At 63.7% G+C, this 17,796-nt stretch carries 19 protein-coding genes; 13 read left to right on the top strand and 6 right to left on the bottom strand.

Annotated elements, in window-relative coordinates:
• Positions 1 to 140: 140 nt before the first annotated feature.
• The 4 genes from AC0L2B_RS23555 (at position 141) to AC0L2B_RS23540 (ending at position 3,706) form a co-directional block, all read left to right on the top strand.
• Positions 141 to 746 carry a shikimate kinase gene (locus tag AC0L2B_RS23555; protein ID WP_027153418.1) on the top strand — a complete coding sequence of 202 codons (606 nt, stop codon included), beginning with the start codon at positions 141 to 143 and terminating at the stop codon, positions 744 to 746.
• Positions 743 to 1,927: a 3-dehydroquinate synthase gene (gene aroB, locus AC0L2B_RS23550; RefSeq protein ID WP_473747016.1), complete on the top strand. Its 1,185-nt coding sequence runs from the start codon at positions 743 to 745 to the stop codon at positions 1,925 to 1,927. The genes AC0L2B_RS23555 and aroB overlap by 4 nt, the downstream gene beginning before the upstream one ends.
• Positions 1,924 to 2,817 carry an HlyC/CorC family transporter gene (locus AC0L2B_RS23545; protein ID WP_091593130.1) on the top strand — a complete coding sequence of 298 codons (894 nt, stop codon included), beginning with the start codon at positions 1,924 to 1,926 and terminating at the stop codon, positions 2,815 to 2,817. Before aroB ends, AC0L2B_RS23545 begins: the two co-directional genes overlap by 4 nt.
• An 85-nt stretch (positions 2,818 to 2,902) precedes the next feature.
• Positions 2,903 to 3,706: an alpha/beta hydrolase gene (locus tag AC0L2B_RS23540; RefSeq protein WP_473747015.1), complete on the top strand. Its 804-nt coding sequence runs from the start codon at positions 2,903 to 2,905 to the stop codon at positions 3,704 to 3,706.
• Positions 3,707 to 3,835: 129 nt separating this feature from the next.
• Here the strand turns inward: AC0L2B_RS23540 and AC0L2B_RS23535 are convergent, their stop codons facing one another.
• Positions 3,836 to 4,138, bottom strand: coding sequence for a BolA family protein (locus tag AC0L2B_RS23535; protein ID WP_091593128.1), 303 nt, complete (start codon positions 4,136 to 4,138; stop codon positions 3,836 to 3,838).
• Positions 4,139 to 4,331: 193 nt separating this feature from the next.
• Here AC0L2B_RS23535 and AC0L2B_RS23530 point away from each other — a divergent pair, with 193 nt between their 5' ends.
• The 4 genes from AC0L2B_RS23530 to AC0L2B_RS23515 all read left to right on the top strand — a co-directional run bounded on the left by AC0L2B_RS23530 (position 4,332) and on the right by AC0L2B_RS23515 (position 9,039).
• Complete coding sequence (locus tag AC0L2B_RS23530) at positions 4,332 to 4,961, top strand: J domain-containing protein (protein ID WP_036262308.1); 630 nt, start codon at positions 4,332 to 4,334, stop codon at positions 4,959 to 4,961.
• 117 nt (positions 4,962 to 5,078) lie between these two features.
• Positions 5,079 to 6,065 (top strand): cobaltochelatase subunit CobS, encoded by a 987-nt coding sequence (gene cobS, locus AC0L2B_RS23525; protein WP_128246076.1) that lies wholly within the window; start codon positions 5,079 to 5,081, stop codon positions 6,063 to 6,065.
• 47 nt (positions 6,066 to 6,112) lie between these two features.
• The gene (gene cobT / locus AC0L2B_RS23520) at positions 6,113 to 8,011 is read left to right on the top strand and encodes a cobaltochelatase subunit CobT (RefSeq protein ID WP_473747014.1); all 1,899 of its coding nucleotides are present in this window, start codon (positions 6,113 to 6,115) and stop codon (positions 8,009 to 8,011) included.
• Positions 8,008 to 9,039: an esterase-like activity of phytase family protein gene (locus AC0L2B_RS23515; RefSeq protein WP_473747013.1), complete on the top strand. Its 1,032-nt coding sequence runs from the start codon at positions 8,008 to 8,010 to the stop codon at positions 9,037 to 9,039. The genes cobT and AC0L2B_RS23515 overlap by 4 nt, the downstream gene beginning before the upstream one ends.
• Before the next feature lie 32 nt (positions 9,040 to 9,071).
• Here the strand turns inward: AC0L2B_RS23515 and AC0L2B_RS23510 are convergent, their stop codons facing one another.
• The 3 genes from AC0L2B_RS23510 to rpmB all read right to left on the bottom strand — a co-directional run bounded on the left by AC0L2B_RS23510 (position 9,072) and on the right by rpmB (position 10,918).
• Positions 9,072 to 9,773 (bottom strand): spermidine synthase, encoded by a 702-nt coding sequence (locus AC0L2B_RS23510; protein WP_473747012.1) that lies wholly within the window; start codon positions 9,771 to 9,773, stop codon positions 9,072 to 9,074.
• A 30-nt stretch (positions 9,774 to 9,803) separates the two neighbouring features.
• A complete protein-coding gene (locus AC0L2B_RS23505) occupies positions 9,804 to 10,484 on the bottom strand; it encodes a queuosine precursor transporter (RefSeq protein WP_473747011.1) in 681 nt (226 codons plus the stop codon).
• A gap of 137 nt (positions 10,485 to 10,621) precedes the next feature.
• Positions 10,622 to 10,918, bottom strand: a complete 297-nt coding sequence (rpmB, locus tag AC0L2B_RS23500; protein ID WP_023797188.1) for a 50S ribosomal protein L28 — start codon at positions 10,916 to 10,918, stop codon at positions 10,622 to 10,624.
• 254 nt (positions 10,919 to 11,172) lie between these two features.
• Here rpmB and AC0L2B_RS23495 point away from each other — a divergent pair, with 254 nt between their 5' ends.
• The 3 genes from AC0L2B_RS23495 to AC0L2B_RS23485 are packed head-to-tail and all read left to right on the top strand — an operon-like array spanning position 11,173 to position 13,545.
• Positions 11,173 to 11,961, top strand: coding sequence for a DUF3108 domain-containing protein (locus AC0L2B_RS23495; protein WP_473747009.1), 789 nt, complete (start codon positions 11,173 to 11,175; stop codon positions 11,959 to 11,961).
• A 28-nt stretch (positions 11,962 to 11,989) separates the two neighbouring features.
• Positions 11,990 to 12,877 (top strand): aromatic amino acid exporter YddG, encoded by an 888-nt coding sequence (gene yddG, locus AC0L2B_RS23490; protein WP_473747008.1) that lies wholly within the window; start codon positions 11,990 to 11,992, stop codon positions 12,875 to 12,877.
• Positions 12,877 to 13,545, top strand: a complete 669-nt coding sequence (locus AC0L2B_RS23485; RefSeq protein WP_473747006.1) for a lysoplasmalogenase family protein — start codon at positions 12,877 to 12,879, stop codon at positions 13,543 to 13,545. Before yddG ends, AC0L2B_RS23485 begins: the two co-directional genes overlap by 1 nt.
• Here AC0L2B_RS23485 and AC0L2B_RS23480 read toward each other — a convergent pair.
• Complete coding sequence (locus AC0L2B_RS23480) at positions 13,520 to 13,960, bottom strand: cupin domain-containing protein (RefSeq protein ID WP_473747005.1); 441 nt, start codon at positions 13,958 to 13,960, stop codon at positions 13,520 to 13,522. The genes AC0L2B_RS23485 and AC0L2B_RS23480 overlap by 26 nt on opposite strands.
• A 40-nt stretch (positions 13,961 to 14,000) precedes the next feature.
• Positions 14,001 to 14,768 carry a hydroxyacylglutathione hydrolase gene (gloB, locus tag AC0L2B_RS23475; protein ID WP_473747004.1) on the bottom strand — a complete coding sequence of 256 codons (768 nt, stop codon included), beginning with the start codon at positions 14,766 to 14,768 and terminating at the stop codon, positions 14,001 to 14,003.
• Positions 14,769 to 14,987: 219 nt separating this feature from the next.
• On the opposite strand from gloB, the gene AC0L2B_RS23470 reads away from it, so the two are divergent.
• On the top strand, positions 14,988 to 15,764 hold the full coding sequence (locus AC0L2B_RS23470; RefSeq protein WP_091593108.1) for a class I SAM-dependent methyltransferase: 777 nt from the start codon (positions 14,988 to 14,990) through the stop codon (positions 15,762 to 15,764).
• A gap of 115 nt (positions 15,765 to 15,879) precedes the next feature.
• Complete coding sequence (locus AC0L2B_RS23465; protein WP_473747003.1) at positions 15,880 to 17,706, top strand: ABC transporter ATP-binding protein/permease; 1,827 nt, start codon at positions 15,880 to 15,882, stop codon at positions 17,704 to 17,706.
• The last annotated feature ends 90 nt before the right edge of the window (positions 17,707 to 17,796 follow it).

Genomic DNA, 17,796 nt, shown 5'->3' with positions numbered 1-17,796 from the left:
GATACGCCGGCAAAGAGGGGTCTAAGCAGGCATTCGTGGGCTAGCCCGAAAATGCCTGCCTGGATTCTTTGGCTTGTCGCAGGTTCTGTCGCAAAACCTGGGATAGATTTGCGGAACCTGCTTAGAAACATCATGGTGTCATGAACGCGTTGCCAGCCAATCCTCCCGATGAGAGCCATGCCGCGCTGCTCGGCCGGCTGGGCAGCCGTTCCATTGTCTTTGTCGGCCTGATGGGCGCCGGCAAGACGGCGATCGGCCGCAAGGTGGCGGGGATGCTGGGACTGCCTTTCATGGACAGTGATCAGGAAATCGAAAGCGTGTCGCGGATGAGCGTCCCGGAACTGTTCGAACGCTATGGCGAGCCCGAGTTCCGGGCGCTGGAGCAGCGCGTCATCCTGCGCATATTGGAACACGGCCCGCAGGTGCTGTCGACGGGCGGGGGCGCCTTCATGAGCGCGCCGACGCGGGAGGCCATTGCCGGCCATGGCGTGTCGGTATGGCTGAAGGCCGAGATCGACCTGTTGATGGACCGCGTTTCCAAGAAGCAGAACCGGCCGCTCCTGAAAAGCGCCGATCCCCGTGCCGTGATCGAGCGGTTGATGGCCGAGCGCTATCCGGTCTACGCAACCGCCGATGTTACCGTGCCGACCCGCGACGATCGCAAGGAGGTCATCGCCGCCGAGGTGGTGAACGCGCTTTGCGGGTATTTCGGCGTGGCAGCCGCGACAGGCGAGGTGGGCTCGTGAAAAGCAACGCGACAGTCACCGTCGAAGTCGGGCTCGGCGATCGCGCCTATGACATATTGATCGGCTCCGGCCTGCTGTTGCGCGCCGGCACCGAGATTTCGCGCCGCCTGCCCGGCACGCGCGCCGCGGTGGTCACCGACGTCAATGTCGCCGCCGCCCACCTCGAGACGTTGAGGGCCGGCCTTGAAAAGGGCGGCATCCGGCCCGCCGTCATCACGCTGCCGGCGGGGGAAAAGACCAAGAGTTTCGCGCATCTCGAAGAGGTGGTGGACGGCGTGCTCGCCGCAAGACTGGAACGCGGCGATGTCGTCGTCGCGCTCGGTGGCGGTGTCATCGGCGATCTGGCCGGATTTGCCGCCGGCATCGTGCGCCGCGGCATGAATTTCGTGCAGATCCCGACCTCGCTGCTGGCGCAGGTCGACTCTTCCGTCGGCGGCAAGACCGGCATCAACAGTGCGCGTGGCAAGAACCTCGTCGGCGTCTTCCATCAGCCGAAACTGGTGCTGGCCGACACCGAAGTGCTCGACACGCTGCCGATACGGGAATTCCGCGCGGGTTATGCCGAACTCGCCAAATACGGGCTCATCGATCGCCCCGACTTCTTCGCCTGGCTGGAGGAAAACTGGGGCAAGGTGTTCGCCGGCGGCCCGCAGCGGGCCGAGGCCATCGCCGAGGCCTGCCGCGCTAAGGCCGATGTCGTCGGCCGCGACGAGTTCGAGACCGGCGACCGCGCGCTGCTCAATCTCGGCCACACGTTCGGCCACGCGCTCGAGGGCGCCACCCAATATGACAGCGCCCGTCTCGTCCACGGCGAGGGCGTCGCCATCGGCATGGCGCTGGCTTATCGCTTTTCGTCACGCCTCAACCTGGCAAGTCCCGACGATGCGGCGCGCGTCGAGGCGCATCTTCGCGCCGTTGGCCTGCCCTGGCGCATGGCCGATATTCCGGGTGAATTGCCTGACGCCGAAGCGCTGCTTGCCTTCATCACCCAGGACAAGAAGGTGTCGCGCGGCGCGCTGACCTTCATCCTGACGCGCGGCATCGGCCAGGCCTTCATCGCCAAGGACGTGCCGGCGTCGGAAGTGCTGTCGTTTCTGAGGGAGAACCATCCGGGTCAGCAGGACAGCCGACCGGGTCAGCCGAGAGGCCGACCGGGTCAGCAGAACAGCCGACCGGGATGAGCGAGGCCGGCTGGATTGTCGCTGCTGTCCTTGCCGGGCTCGGCCTGCTCGCCTGTGTCTTTCGCGCGCGCCTGCTCGCTGCATTCGGCTATGAACTGCAGCGCATCGAGCCGCAGCATTCGAACCATGACGAATCGCGCAGCGCCGTCGACGATTTTCGACGCGACGGCCAGGTGGTGCGCGAGGGTCGCGCCCGCATCGGCCGCCTGTCCGATCTCGACGAGCTCGAAGTGTCCGATGTCATGGTCCACCGCACCAACATGCGCTCGGTCAATGCCGACAATGGGCCGGAGGCAGTGGTGCGCGAGATCCTGCAGAGCCCGCATACCCGCATGCCCTTGTGGAAGGGCTCGCTCGACAACATCGTCGGCGTGCTGCACGCCAAGGACCTGCTGCGTGCGCTGAACGATGTCGGCAACGACTTTTCCAAGATCGACGTGATGAAGATCGCTTCAAAACCGTGGTTCGTGCCCGATACCACGACGCTGCAGGAACAGCTCAACGCCTTCCTGCGGCGCAAGGCGCATTTCGCTATCGTCGTCGACGAGTATGGCGAGGTCGAGGGGCTGGTGACGCTGGAGGACATCATCGAGGAGATCGTCGGCGAGATCGCCGACGAGCACGATATCGACATGCAGGGCGTCAAGCAGGAAGCCGACGGCTCCGTCGTCGTCGACGGCACTGTGTCGATCCGCGACCTGAACCGGGCGCTCGACTGGGACCTGCCGGACGAAGAAGCCACCACCATTGCCGGTCTCGTCATTCACGAGACGCAATTGATCCCGGACGAGAAGCAGGCTTTCACCTTTCACGGCAAGCGCTTCGTCGTCATGAAGCGCGACAAGAACCGGATTGCAAGGCTGAGGATCAGGCCGGCCGGCGAGATTTAGTTCTGATAGGTTCTTTCGCGGCTAATCAATCCTGGACGCTCGCCGCGCCGGCGTGCACTTTCGACCGGGCTGTCTGGAGGTGACGGTGATCGATCGGCGAACCCTGCTTTTGATGTCGATGGCTTTGTTGACGGCCAGCGCTTCGGCGGCGTCGCGCCGGCTTTCGCCATCTCCGCAAACTATCGACTACGGTCCGGCCAGGCTCGATATCTACGCGCGCGCCGGCGCCAACTCCCTGCCTGTGATCGTTTTCATCCATGGCGGTGCCTGGCGAGCCGGCAATCGCACCAACGTCGACGTCAAGCCGGACTTCCTGCTCGACAATGGCTTCTGCTTCGTCTCGATCGACTACCGGATGCTGCCTGAGGCTGATGTCGCCACCCAGGCCAACGATGTCGAGCAGGCCTATCGCTACGTGCGCGCCAACATCGCCGGATACGGCGGCGATCCGAACCGGATTGCGGTGATGGGCCATTCGGCCGGCAGCCATCTCGCCGCACTGACCGGGCTGCGCGGCGGTCTGCCCGGCGTCGCGGCGCTGGTTCTGAACGATACCAGGGCTTATGACCTCGAGGCGCTTGCGAGGAGCGGCGGCATGACACGGGCCTATGCAAAGGCCTTTCCCGACCCGGCGCAGTGGCGAACGCTGTCGCCTGCCACCCATGTCGGGAGCCGCAAACATCCGGCGACCTTCATCGCCTATTCGCGCGCAGCGGGTCGTGCGGCAGCCTCATGGGCCTTCGCCGAGCGCCTGCGGGCGACTGGAACGGAGGTGACACTGTTCGATGGCAGCGCCTATTCGCACATGTCGATCAATCGCGATTTCGGCGACGAAGGCGACGCGTTGACCCGTGCGGTGATGATTTTCCTGAAGGCAGCGCTCGGATAGAGCGGTTCATCGTTTCACGGAAACGCCGAACCGCTCTATCTCTTTGTTTTTGCGCAACTCCCTAGGGAAAGCGCTATGCGCTTTTCCCGGGAAAACCGTTTCACACTTTTCCTGGAATTGCTCTGAGGTCTACCACCTGGTCTTTTCGTCCGGCGCGGCCGGCTCGATCGCCAGCGCATGGACACCAGCCTTCAATTCGTCGGCCAGCAATGCGTTGACCGCGCGGTGGCGCTCGATGCGACTCATGCCGGCAAAGGCTGAGGAGACGATGCGGACGCGGAAATGCGTCTCACCGGTGCCGTCATAGGTGCCGTGATGATCGGAGTCCTGATGGTGATGGCCGGCATGGAGATGGCTTTCGTTGATGATGACCAGCCGCTCCGGCAAAAACGCCTTCTTCAACTTGCCTTCCATCGTCGACTGTATGGACATTCGTACTTCCCTTCACCACATATGGCTGGCGCATGACCCCCGAAAATCGGTGTCGTTTGCGCGTCCGGAAGGACGCGCGGCGCCGCCGTCGCGACAAAATTCGCCGATCGCCCGCTTTATGCCGCGATTCAGCGGTTAGGGCGATCATCGCGAAAATGTCAATTCTTGTTTCGCACCGGCGAACAGCCCATAAATGGGTGAGATGAAACCGTACCCCAAATATTTCGAGAAAATCCGCATCCGCCCGGAGAAGGATGCGGAGCTGAAGTCTCGTTCGCCGATCTGCCAGTGGGACGGTTGCAAGGAGGCCGGCACCCATCGGGCGCCGGTCGGGCGCATGAAGGAGGGCGAGTATTTTCAGTTCTGCTTCGATCATGTGCGCGAGTACAACAAGGGCTTCAATTATTTCTCCGGTGTCCCCGATACCGAGATCGCCCGCTTCCAGAAGGAAGCGATGACCGGCCACCGGCCGACATGGAAGATGGGCGTCAACGGCGCCTCGACGCGCTCCTCGCCCGATTTCGCCCAGCAGCGTTCCGGCCGCGCCGGCTACTACAACCGCATGCGCGATCCGTTCGACCTGTTCAAAGGCCCAAAAGATCCGCGCGAGGCGCGTGAGCGCAAGGCCAAGCCGCTTGAGGCCAAGGCGCTGGAAACGCTTGGCCTTGATACAAAGGCGACTGGCAAGGACATAAAGGCGCGTTATAAGGAACTGGTGAAACGCCACCATCCGGATGCGAATGGCGGCGACAGAGGTTCGGAAGACCGGTTCCGCGATGTGCTCCAGGCCTATCGCGTGCTCAAGCAGGCAGGATTGTGCTGAGCGACCTCCGTGTCGTTTTCCAACTTTCATAAGGTTGGAAAAGGCTCTAAGACCGCCCCCGGACAAAATCGATTGCCGGCGAAATCAGGCGCTTCGCCCGTGGAGACGTTGATAAAGATGAACAAGGTCGATCGCGACATCGCCAACCTGCCCGACACCACCGTGCCGGTGAAGGAGAAATTCGGCTTCGAGTCCAAGATGGTGGTGCCGGCCTATTCCGTGACGAGCGAGCATGTGCCCGACATCGATCCGGACTATCTGTTCGACAAGAACACAACGATGGCGATCCTCGCAGGCTTTGCCTACAACCGCCGCGTCATGGTGTCGGGCTATCACGGCACCGGCAAGTCGACGCATATCGAGCAGGTCGCCGCCCGCCTCAACTGGCCTATGGTGCGTGTCAATCTCGACAGTCATGTCAGCCGCATCGACCTCGTCGGCAAGGACGCCATCGTCGTCAAGGAAGGGCTGCAGATCACCGAATTCCGCGACGGCATCCTGCCCTGGGCCTACCAGCACAATGTCGCGCTGTGCTTCGACGAGTACGATGCCGGCCGTCCGGACGTGATGTTCGTCATCCAGCGCGTGCTGGAATCGTCGGGACGGCTGACGCTGCTCGACCAGAGCCGGGTCATCCGCCCGCATCCGGCGTTCCGGCTGTTCTCGACCGCCAACACCGTCGGTCTCGGCGATACCACCGGCCTCTATCACGGCACCCAGCAGATCAATCAGGCGCAGATGGACCGCTGGTCGATCGTCACCACGCTGAACTATCTGCCGCACGACAATGAGGTGAACATCGTGCTGGCCAAGGCCAAGCACTATCGCGATGCCAAGGGCAAGGAGATCGTCAGCAAGATGGTGCGTGTCGCCGATATGACGCGTTCGGCCTTCATCAATGGCGACCTGTCGACCGTCATGAGCCCGCGCACGGTCATCACCTGGGCCGAGAATGCCGAGATCTTCGGCGATATCGGCATGGCGTTCAGGCTGACCTTCCTCAACAAGTGCGACGAGCTGGAACGCTCGCTGGTCGCCGAGTTCTACCAGCGCGCCTTCGGCCAGGACCTGCCGGAGAGCGCCGCCAACGTGGTCCTGGGCTAAGCATGGCTCGATTCCGATTTTCGGGGTCATGCTCCAAGGAATGATCGATGGCGGGTCCAGGCGACAACACGCGCAACAAGTCGAAGACGGGGTCTGAAGCCGACAGCTTCAAGCGCGCCGTCACCGTCTGCATGCGCGCGATTGCCGGCGACAAGGACCTCGAAGTCGGTTTCGCCAAGGATCGGCCGGCGCTCGCCGGCAGCCGCGCCCGGCTGCCTGAACTGCCGAAGAAAGCCTCGAAGGCCGACATCGCCATCACCCGCGGGCTCGGCGATTCCATGGCGCTGAAGCGCGCCTGCCACGACACGCGCATCCACACCAGGCTGGCGCCGGAGGGCAAACAGGCCCGCGCCATCTACGATGCGGTCGAGCAGGCCCGCGTCGAGGCGATCGGCTCCCGCGCCATGCAGGGTGTCGCCGACAATATCGGCTCGATGCTCGAGGACAAATACGCCAGGGCCAACCTCATCGATGTCAAGGACAAGGCCGATGCGCCGATCGAGGAGGCGCTGGCCCTGATGGTGCGCGAAAAGCTGACCGGCCGCACTGTCCCGAAGAGCGGCGAGCGGCTGGTCGACCTCTGGCGCCCTTGGGTCGAGGAGAAGGCAAGTGCCGATCTCGACGGACTGTCGGCAAAGCTCGACGACCAGCAGGCCTTCGCCCGCGTCGTGCGCGAGATGCTGGCTTCCATGGAAATGGCCGAGGAACTCGGTGACGACCAGGAGACCGAAGACTCAGAAGACAATGACGAAAACCAGCCGCAAGGCGAGGAGCAGAGCGAGGAGGGCGGCGAGGACGATTCCGGCTCCGAGCAGTCGCAGTCAGACGACACTGAGGCGTCGTCCGACGACGAGCAATCGGCCGAGACCGAGGCATCCGATGCTACCGCCGACGACCTGTCCGACGATGACGACGCCGATGCCGAGACGCCCGGCGAGGCGCGCCGCAACGACAATCCCTTCACCAATCTGTCGAAGGAGATCGACTACAAGATCTTCACCACCGCCTTCGACGAGACGGTGGGTGCGGAGGATCTGTGCGAAGAGGAAGAGCTGGATCGGCTGCGCGCCTTCCTCGACAAGCAGCTTGCCAACCTGTCCGGCGTCGTCGGCCGGCTGGCCAACCGGCTGCAGCGCCGCCTGATGGCGCAGCAGAACCGGTCCTGGGATTTCGATCTCGAAGAGGGATATCTCGACCCGGCGCGGCTGGTGCGCGTCGTCATCGACCCGATGCAGCCGTTGTCCTTCAAGCAGGAGCGCGACACCAAATTCCGCGACACGGTGGTGACGCTGGTGCTCGACAATTCGGGCTCGATGCGCGGCCGGCCGATCACCGTCGCCGCCACCTGCGCCGACATTCTGGCGCGCACGCTGGAACGCTGCGGCGTCTCGGTCGAGATCCTCGGCTTCACCACCCGCGCCTGGAAGGGCGGGCAGGCACGCGAGAAATGGCTGAAGGAAGGCAAGCCGCCCAATCCTGGGCGGCTCAACGATCTGCGCCACATCATCTACAAATCCGCCGACCATCCGTGGCGGCGGGCGCGGCGCAATCTCGGCCTGATGATGCGCGAGGGCCTGCTCAAGGAAAACATCGACGGCGAGGCGCTGCTGTGGGCGCACAACCGCCTGATCGCCCGGCCGGAGCAGCGCAAGATCCTGATGATGATCTCGGACGGCGCGCCGGTCGACGATTCGACGCTGTCGGTCAATCCGGGCAACTATCTCGAGCGGCATCTTCGCGCCGTCATCGAACTGATCGAGACGCGCTCGCCGGTCGAGCTCCTGGCCATCGGCATCGGCCACGACGTTACCCGTTACTATCGCCGCGCCGTCACCATCGTCGATGCCGAGGAACTGGCCGGCGCCATGACCGAGCAACTGGCCTCGCTGTTTGGCGAGGAAAGCATGCGCGACACGCGACGCGGCGGCATGCGGCGCGCCGGATGATTTTTTCGCGGGGCGGCTTTCGGCAGACGCTTTTCGCCGCCACAGCCCTGTTCGTTGCCGGCATCGCCTTGTCGGCTCCCATCGCTGCCGGCACCGTTGCGGTCGAGCCGATCGAAATCTCGGCACGGCTGATAGACCGGTTTCATATCGGCGGTGACGAAAAGCGGTTCGGCCCGCTCGAATTCGTCGGCGGGCTGGAAATGACCTCGCCGTCACGCGATTTCGGCGCGCTGTCGGCGTTTCGTTTCCGCAAGCCCGGCAGTGATTTCATCGGCGTCGCCGACACCGGTTTCTGGTTCTTCGGCACCGTCACCCATGATGCCGACAAGCGCCCATCCGGCATCCGGAATTTCCGTATGCAGCAGATGGCCGACGAGGCGGGCCAGCTGATCGCCGAGAAATGGGAGGTCGACGCCGAAGGCCTTGCGCTCAAGGACGGCATTGCCACAGTCGGCTTCGAGCGCGATCACCGCATTGCACAGTTCAAGATCGAACCGGGCGACATGAAGCCGCCGTTCAGGCAGCTCGACTTCCTGATTCCAGCCTGGGAGCTTCGCCGCAATCGCGGCTTTGAGACCGTCACCCACGCCAATCCTGACGGCCAGCACCAAGGCGGGCTGGTCGTGGTCTCGGAAAAGAGCCTCGACAAGGCAGGCAACATCTATGCGGCCGTTATCGAAGGGCCGCACAAGGGCGTCTTCACCGTCAAGCGCAACGGCAATTTCGACATTGCCGACGGCGCCTTCCTGCCGGACGGCGACCTCTTGCTTTTGGAGCGCAGCTTTTCGATGGCCGGCGGCGTCAAGATGCGGCTGCGGCGCATCTATGGCGAAAGCGTCGAGAAGGGCGCGGTTGCCGACGGGCCGGTGCTGATGGAAGCCGACATGGGGTACCAGATCGACAATATGGAAGGGCTCGACGTCTGGACCCGCGACGACGGCGCGCTGATGGTGTCGCTGGTCTCGGACGACAACCACTCGATGCTACAGCGTAATCTGTATCTGGAATTTGTGCTGCACGAGGATTGAGAGGCGGTCGGCAAAGGACGGCCGATAACAAGCTACAGCTTGGCGCCGGTTGCGGCAGGCCGGGGTCCGTTGCTCGCGATCCAGATGATTTGGCGTGCCCCGCGCTTGCCATTGGCTCGCACCTTGGCCTCCTCGACCGCGAAGCCCGCCTGCTTGAGCCGGCGGGTAAAGCCGCTGTCGGGTCCCTGCGACCAGACCGCCAGCACGCCGCCGGGCTTGAGCGCTGCTCTCGCGCTGATCAGCCCGGCTACGCTGTAAAGGGCATCGTTGGCCCTGTGGACGATCCCTTCCGGCCCATTGTCGACGTCGAGCAGGATGGCATCCCAAGCCGAGGCTTCCGATCGTATGATCTGCCCGACATCCGCCTCGCGAATGGTCACGCGCGGATCGTCGAGACAGCCGCCGAACAGCGAGGCCATCGGGCCGCGCGCCCACGCCACCACGGCGGGCACCAACTCGGCGACAACGATGCCGGCATCGGCGCCAAGCTCGGCAATCGCGGCGCGCAGCGTGAAACCCATGCCCAGCCCGCCGATCAGGATTTTCGGCTGCCTGCGGCCGGCAATCCTTTGGCAGGACAGCCTCGCCAGCGCTTCCTCAGAACCGCTCAGGCGGCTGTTCATCAGCTCGTTCGAGCCGAGCATGATCGAGAATTCGGCGCCGCGTTGTTTCAGGCGCAGCGCGTGGTCGCCGTCAGGCGTTTTCGCGGTATCGAGTTGGACCCATGGGATCATGCTCGAGAACCTGTGGGCATGATCTTTTCTCTATGCCGCCAGTGCCGGCTGGCTCCAGCGGGCGGCAAGCAGCCGGTAGGGGATCAGCGCCACCACGGCTATGATCAGCTTCACGCCGAGGTCGCCGAGCGCCCATGACACCCAGCGCATGGCCTCGACCGGCAGCACGCCCATCAGCGGCGCGGTTTCGAGCGCAAAGCCATCGTTCGGGCCAGCGAAGGCAAAAGCCGCCGAAAAGGCGATCGTGAAGAACACCGCGGTGTCGAATACCGAGCCCACCAGCGTGCCGACGATCGGCGCCCGCCACCAGCTCTGCCGGCGCAACCGGTTGAACACGGTCACGTCGAGCAGCTGCGCGATCAGGAACGCGGTGCCGGAAGCCGCCGCAATGCGCACCAGCCGGTCGGCAGCCGTCTCGAATTCGATCAGGCCGTAGCGGAACAGCAAGGGCGGGATGACTACCGAGCAGATCACTGCCGCCGTGAAGCCGACAAACACGATCCGGTGCGCCACAGCCGGGCCGTAGCGGCGATTGGCAAGGTCGGTGACCAGGAAGGAGAACGGGTAGGTGAAGGCGCCCCAGGTCAGAATGTCGGCCAGCGACAGGCCGCCGATTGCACCCTGCAGCGGGAACTGCACGAGGACGTTCGACGCCACCACGACAAGCGCCATGGCCGCAACAAAGGGCAGATATCGGGAGAAAAAGCTCATTTTTTTATCCTGGGTAATGGAACCAGCGGGGTGTCATGCCGAGTTCGGACGACACTCCATTGCTGTTTGGCCATCGGATTTCTCCGAAAACCGCTTCGCACTTTTCGGTCCGATGCCGAAGGCGGTTGCCTGAAAAATTAAGCGGCCGGCTGTTCGGCGAGCTTCTTGGCGATCTGCTTCTTCAGCAGCCGCGCGCGCTGCGACAGCTCCTTGGCGTCGGCCTTGGCCAGGAACGCATCAAGGCCGCCGCGATGCTCGACCGAACGCAGCGCGTTGGCCGAAATGCGCAGGCGCACATTCTGGTTCAACGCTTCCGAGATCAGCGTCACATTGACGAGATTGGGCAGGAAGCGACGCTTGCTCTTGTTGTTGGCGTGGCTCACATTGTTGCCGGACATGACTGCCTTGGCAGTGAGTTCGCAGGTGCGGGACATGGTTCTAAACCTTCAGTTCTCGGTCTGGCCAAACATTCAACCCGCGCCGGGTGGCGCGCGGTTTCGGTCAGGCGGCCTTATGGAAAAAGTTGGCGTTCCATAGTTGCATTTCGGCGATGCGTCAAGCTCTGGCTTGCGCCCGGGTGTGACGACGTCTTTCACATAAAGGCCGAAATTCAGTCTATAAGCGGTCGCACAAGGAGATGCCAGGCTGGAGTTGCGCGCTTCTGCTGAAATCGAGGATCGATCCCGCCATGCTTCGTTCGTCTCATGCTCTCCTTGCATCGCTCGCCGTGGCGCTGCCGACGCCAATTTCTGCCGCCACGCAACAATCCTTCAAGGGCGAGTATACGGTTTCGGTCCACGGCTTCTCGGTGGCCAAGGCAAGCTTTTCCAGCAGTTACGAAGGCGATACCTATTCGATCGAAGGCAGCGTCTCCAGCGCCGGCCTCGCCACAATATTCGACGACACGCGTGGCACGGTCTCGTCGAAGGGCAAGATTTTGGGCAAGCAATTGCAGCCGCAGGCGTTCCGCGCCGACTACAAATCGGGCGACAAGGCATCGATGATCGATATCCAGTTCGCCAACGGCACTGTTACCGCGACCAAGGTCGTGCCTGCGCCGAAGAAGCGCAATTCCAAGAAATGGATACCGCTGGCCGCCAGCCATCTCGCCTCGGTGCTCGATCCGATGGCCGCCACCGTCATCCATGCCGATAGTCTCGACAAGGTCTGCGGGCGCACGGTGAAGCTCTATGACGGCGAGATGCGCGCCGATCTGACGCTGACCTACGAGTCGAAAGGCTCGACCTCGGTGCGCGGCTACGAGGGCGATACCGTCACTTGCCGGCTGGATTTTGAGCCGGTGGCGGGTTATCGCAAGAACCGCAAATCCCTGGATTACCTGAGAAAGCGCAGCCGCATCATGGTGACCTTTGCACCGGTCGGCCAAACCGGCGTATATGCGCCGATCCACGCCACGGTCGGCACGAAAATCGGCACCCTTACCGTCAGCGCGGAGCGGTTCGAAGCGACAGATTAGGCGCGATCGCGCGCCGCCGGAGACGGACATGGGGCGCGCAACACTGATCGGCTTCTCGGCGGTCGCCATGTGGGCGCTGCTGGCGCTGCTTACGGACGCTTCCGGCGCGGTGCCGCCATTCCTGCTCTCGGCGATCACCTTCACGATCGGCACCGGCGTCGGGCTCGTCGCGCGGCTGTTCATGCCGGCCACCTCCGGGAGCGAGAGAATACCGCCGCAAGTGTGGCTGATCGGCATTGCCGGCCTGTTCGGCTATCACTTCTTCTATTTCACTGCGCTGCGCAACGCGCCGGCGGTGGAGGCGAGCCTCATCGCCTATCTGTGGCCGCTGCTGATCGTGCTCGGATCGGCGCTGATGCCGGGCGAGCGGCTGGCCTGGAACCATGTCGTCGGCGCACTGCTCGGCCTTGCCGGCACTTTTCTGATCGTCACCAAGGGCGGCGGGATTGCCTTCGACGCGCGCTATGCCTTCGGCTATGCAATGGCCGGCGTCTGCGCCGTGCTGTGGTCGTCCTATTCGCTGTTGTCGCGCCGCTTTCCTTCGGTGCCGACCAGCATCGTCACCTGGTTCTGTGCGGCCACGGCAGCGCTTTCGCTTGTCTGTCATCTGATGCTGGAAGAGACGGTGCTGCCTGTCGGCGCCGGCCAGTGGCTGGCCGTGCTCGGCCTCGGCCTGATGCCGGTGGGCGCGGCCTTCTACGCCTGGGATATCGGCGTCAAGCGCGGCAACATCCAGGTGCTGGGCGCGGCAAGCTATGCCGCGCCGCTGCTGTCGACGCTGGTGCTGATATCAGCCGGCTTCGCCGAGCCGTCCCTGCGCATCCTCGCCGCCTGCGTGCTGATCACCGGCGGCGCAGCGCTTGCGGCGAAATCGCTGTTCTTGCGCAAGAGGGCTGCGAGCGAGGCAGGGGCGTGATGCCGTTTCCCGGCGGCATCGACGCCGACGCCAATGCGACGCTGCTGTTTTCGCTGGCCGCCGCGGTGATCTACGCCTTCACCATCGACATGCCGCCGAAGCTTGCGCGTTCCGCGGTCAAGACGCTGGCCGTGGCGATGCTTGCTGTGCTGGCATCGCTGCAGGGCGGCCCGTGGCTGCTCATCGCTGCGCTGGCGCTCAGTGCTATCGGCGACGCATTGCTGTCGCGCGACGGTGAAAAGGCTTTTGTCGGCGGGCTGGCCAGTTTTCTCGTGGCGCATGGGCTTTACATCGCGCTGTTCCTGCGCTCCGGCGAGGGGGCCGGGCTGCTCTCGGCCGAGCCGTGGCGCGCGGCGATTGCCGTGGCAATGGCCGTGTTGGCGCTCGCCATGCTTTTTGCGCTCTGGCGCCGTGTCGGCCCCGCCCTGCGCCTTCCCATCAGCGTCTATATCGCGACAATTTTTGCCATGGGCATTTCGGCCCTCACTCTGGACAATTTCTGGGTCGTCGGCGGCGCCGTGCTGTTCATGGCGTCCGACGGGCTGCTCGCCGCGGAAAAGTTCCTGTTGAGCGCCATCTCGCCGCACCGTATCTGGACACGCCACGCGGTCTGGGTGCTGTATTATGCCGCCCAGCTGGCGATCACGATGGGTTTCCTGCTGGGCTAGGACCCCAGCCCGGTCCGGCCAACTCGAAGGCGGCGAAATCGAAGCCCGGCGCCACGGTGCAGCCGGCCAGCGTCCACTCGCCCAGGCTGCGCGCCGACTGCCACCAGCCTGCCGGCACAACGATCTGCGGCCGCTCGCCCGCCGCCAATGCCGTGCCGAGCACCTGCTCGATCACCGGCCCGTTTTCCCGATGCATCGACAGTGCCAGCGGGGCGCCGGCATAGAAATGCCAGACCTCGGAGGCGTCCTTGACGCGGTGCCAGGCCGACACTTGCTCCTGCTCCAAAAGGAAATAGATCGCGGTCGAATGGCCGCGAGCGCCTTCCGCGCCATCGCGAAAGGTCTCGGCATACCAGCCGCCTTCCGGATGCGGTTTCAGGCCGAGCGCCGCGATGATTTCGGCGGAACTGGTCATTTTCCCCAGAACTTCATGGATGCCAGACCATCAACGGTGCTCAGAAATTGTCCTTGCGCTTGCGAATTTCGGCGAACACTTCGGCGTCGGAGGCGTTCTCCATGCCGAAATGCTTGCGGATTGCCGGATCGTGCCAGCGCAGGAACGGATTGGTCGACAGTTCCTCACCGATCGTGGTCGGCAGCGTCGGCTTGCCGTCGGCGCGCAGTGCTTCGATTTTCGCGGCGCGCTCCTTCAATGCCGAATTGGTCGGGTCGACGGTCAGCGCGAAGCGGGCGTTGGAAAGCGTGTATTCATGGCCGCAATAGACGACCGTCTCGGCCGGAAGCGCCGCGAGCTTCTTCAACGAATCGTACATCACCGGCGGCTTGCATTCGAACAGCCGGCCGCAGCCGAGTGCGAACAGCGTGTCGGCGGTGAACGCCACTTTCGACGCCGGCAGATGATAGGAGACATGGCCCGCCGTGTGGCCGGGCGTGGCGATCACGTCGATCCTCTCCTCGCCCAGGTGGATGACCGAACCCTGTTCGACGGTTTCGTCGATGCCGGGGATTTTTGCCTTTTCCGCTTCCGGTCCGACGATGCGCAGCTTGAAGCGCTCCTTCAGCGCCAGGTTGGCCTCGACATGGTCGACATGGTGATGGGTGGTCAGGATCATCGTCGGCGTCCAGCCGGTACGCTCGATCGCGGCCAGGATCGACGCCTCCTCGGGCGCGTCGATGATCGCGGTCTGGCCGCTTTTCGGGTCATGCACCAGCACACCGAAATTGTCGCTGCGGCACATGAATTGTTCGATTTCAACCGGCATCGCATCTCTCCACGAGAGCGCCGCGCGTCCAGTTGGACGCACAAAGGACGCTTCTGACACTTTTTACCTGCTGCATCGTGTCTTCCGAAATCGAAACCGATTTCTGGCCGATGCAGCAGTCGCCGCAGACATAGGGCGCTTGCCCGCGGATGTCATCCGTCTTTGTAGAACTGGGCGCCTTTGTTGAACTTGGACAGCATCGAAGATAGCGTGCCGCGCATGCATTCCGATATCGTCGACCTTCGCTCGTTTTATTCGACCACGCTCGGGCGATTGGCCGAACGCTCGATCACCATGGCGTTGTCCTCGATATGGGCTGTCGTGCCCAATGAGCGCCTGGTCGGCCTCGGCTACACCTTGCCATGGCTGGAGCGGTTCGGCACCGATGCCGAACGAGTCTTTGCCTTCATGCCGGCGACGCAAGGCGCGGTGGTCTGGCCGGCCACCGGGCCAACCGCGACCGCGCTGGTCTTCGATGAGGAATTGCCGTTGGTCGATGCCTCCATCGACCGCATGCTGCTCGTCCATTCACTCGAACATGCCGAGAACCCGCGCGAGACGCTGAACGAAATCTGGCGGGTGCTGTCGCCCGCAGGCCGCGTCGTCATCGTCGTGCCCAACCGGCGCGGTGTCTGGGCGCGTTTCGAGCATACGCCGTTCGGCAGCGGCCGGCCTTTCTCGCGCGGCCAGCTCACCGAATTGCTGCGCGAAGCGAATTTCACGCCCGCGGCCTGGTCCGACGCCCTGTTCTTCCCGCCATCGCGGCGACGCTTCATGATGCGGTTCCACAATGTGCTGGAGCGCGCCGGCCGCAGGTTCTGGCCGATCTTTTCCGGCGTCATCGTCGTCGAGGCGCAGAAGCGGCTCTATCAGGGTGTGCCGGTCGTCCAGCGCGCCTCTCGCCGCGTCTTCGTGCCGGTTTTCTCGCCGCATGGCGCCACAAGGCTCGGCCGGATATCGCCGAGCGGGAAGGCGCCGTCGCCGGGCCGCCGATGACGTTTTCGTGATCGGAATCACGCTTTTTCCCACCTATCTGTCGTGGGCGGGTTTGCTACCCGATTGAGTGGACTTGCTCACCGGTTTCAGCACCGCTTGCGAAGGGTCTTCATCAATGGCTGATCATCCGGATTTCGAGGCCAGCGCCAAGCCGATTGCCGCGTCGGTCGAAGCCAGCAGCCTGCGCGACCAACTGGCGACAATCAGGCTGGCGCTGGCGAAGTCGCCGATCCGCAAACAACTGCTCTGGGCCTGCCTCGGCATCGTCGCCGTCATTGTGGCAACCTCGATCGGGCAGGTTCTGCTCAATCGCTGGAACGAGCCCTTTTACGACGCGCTGGCTCGGCGCGACATGCAGGGTTTCCTGCACCAGCTTCTGGTGTTTTCCGCCATCGCCGGCGGGCTTGTGGTGCTCAATGTCGGCCAGACCTGGCTCGACCAGACGATCCGGCTGAAGCTGCGTGAGGCGTTGACCGTCGATCTGATCGGTGAATGGATGCGGCCGGCGCGGGCTTTCCGGCTCGCCAACGCCGGCGCCATCGGCGTCAACCCCGACCAGCGCCTGCAGCAGGATGCCGGGCATCTCTCCGATCTTTCGACAGGTCTCGGCATAGGACTATTGCAGTCGTTGATTCTGCTTGTTTCGTTCGTCGGCGTACTTTGGTCGCTGTCTTCCGGCTTCGTCTTCCATATCGGCGGCTATTCGCTGGCGATTCCGGGCTACATGGTGTGGGCCGCAATCCTCTATGCAGGCACCGCCTCCTGGCTGAGCTGGCTGGTCGGACGGCCGCTCATCCGCTTCAACACCGACCGCTATACGCGCGAGGCGGAGCTGCGCTCCTCGGTGGTCCGCGTCAACGAGAATGTCGATGCCATCGCGCTTGCGCACGGCGAGGCCGACGCGCGACGGCGGCTTGAGCTCGACCTCGGCACGGTGCTGGGCGCGATGCGGCGCATCTACAGCGCCCAGATCAATCTTTCCTGGGTGACCGACACCTATGGCTGGATCACTGTCGTCGCGCCGATCCTCGTCGCCGCGCCGGTCTATTTCGCCGGTGACATCAGCTTCGGCGGGCTGATGATGGCTGTCGGCGCCTTCAACCAGGTGCATTCCTCGTTGCGCTGGTTCATCAACAATATCGGCGGCATCGCCGATTGGCGCGCCACGCTGATGCGCGTCGCCGATTTCCGCATCGCGCTTGCTGAAACGGATGTGCTCCACCACAGCGAGAGGCGCATCGAGTTCGGCGAAAATCCGGACGGCAGGCTGACATTCGACAAGCTCGAAATTGCGTCGCGGGATGGATGCACCAAGCTCGCCGAGCCCCATGTCGAGATCCGTGCCGGCGAGCGCGTCATGATCACCGGAGATCCGCGCGCCGGCAAGACGCTGTTCTTCCGCGCCATTGCCGGTCTGTGGCCGTGGGGAAGCGGGCGGATCGGCATGCCGGCCGGAGAGGTGCCGGCCTTCGTTCCCCGAAAATCCTATTTCCCGCTCGGCACGCTGCGCGAGGTGCTCGACCACGCCGATGCCGCGGTCAGCGACGCCGAGATCTCGGCGGTGCTTGCCGAGGTCGGTCTCGGGCGGCTGTCATCCTCGCTCGACCGGTCGGCGCGCTGGGAGCGCGAATTGAGCGATGACGAGCAGCGCCTGCTTGCCTTTGCCCGGCTGGTCTTGCGGCAGCCGAAATGGGTGATCATCGATGAGGCTTTGGACACGTTCGACGGCGCGACGCTGCGGCGGGTGCTGTCGATGCTGGAGGCGCGTCTTGCCGACGCCGCGATCCTCAATATCGGCCGTGGCCAGCAGAATATTGAATTCTTCCCGCGCTCATTGGCGATCGTGAAAGATTTCGAGCGACCGGCTCTCAAGCCAGTCCGCGTCAGGGCCGGCGCGATCGAACCACCCCCGGCCGTCGCCAAAGCCCACCAACAGGCATAGCCGGCCGTAAGCTTTATTTTGCCGTGATCGCGGCGAAAGATTGCCGGCATCGTTCGGAAGCCTGCGGCGTTGGATTCATGCGACACGCTT

The sequence above is a fragment of the Mesorhizobium sp. WSM4815 genome (genome assembly GCF_055811575.1).
The sequence above is the reverse complement of the archived record's forward strand: the minus strand, read 5'-3'. Positions and strand labels throughout refer to the sequence as shown.